Here is a 723-nt window from a genome sequence, read left to right on the forward strand (position 1 = left end):
GCCATCGCCTCTTCGTCGAGGACGGCGGCCTCGGCGGCGGTCGGAAAGCGGCGCAGGAACGCACGGGCGACGGGGCTGTGCAGGTCGAAGAACAGCCCGACCGCGCCGGGAAAGGCCAGCTCCAGGGTGTGGCGCAGCTGATTGGCCAGCCCGACGCGCACCTCGACCAGGTCCTGGCGGGCACGGATCAGTGCGCGCAGACCCGTCGTGGCGGGTGTGTCACGGGTCAGGTCGGTGTAGCGGTGCCCGTCGGTGCGCATCGTGTCGGCCAGCAGGTAGGCGTCGAACCGGTCGTCCTTGCCTGCGCCGCGGTAGCGGGAGCGGAGGTTCTTCACCTGCCGCGGCGGCACCACTGCCACCGGCAGACCGGCGTCAAGCAGTGCCTCCACGACCGGCCCGTCCGGGCGTTCGATACCGACCCGGATCACGCCCAGCTCGGTCAGGCGGGTCGTGAGCCGGGTCAGCCCGGCGCGGCTGTGGGCCACGGTGTGGCGCCACAACACCGCGCCGGCGGCATCGACGACGCAGACGGCGTGGTCGGCGCTGGCCCAGTCGATGCCGGCGAACAGCGCACCTGTCGGCAGCGGGGTGACGGTGGGATCGTTCATCTGTGCCTCCTGGCTGTTGCAGCAGCGGGGAAGCACCCGGTGGTCTCGGGACGTGCACGCCGGTCGCTCACTGATCGGCGCTCGAGGCGCTCAGCCCTGTCGCCAGTCGGCACGT

At 72.1% G+C, this 723-nt stretch carries 1 protein-coding gene; it reads right to left on the reverse strand.

Going from position 1 to position 723, the window contains the following annotated elements:
* The coding region (locus tag ACI79S_RS20780) for an IS110 family transposase (protein ID WP_456595335.1) at nt 1-644 on the reverse strand (644 nt) is incomplete at its 3' end.
* Between the last annotated feature and the right edge of the window lie 79 nt (nt 645-723).

This window comes from Blastococcus sp. SYSU DS1024, from assembly GCF_054050795.1.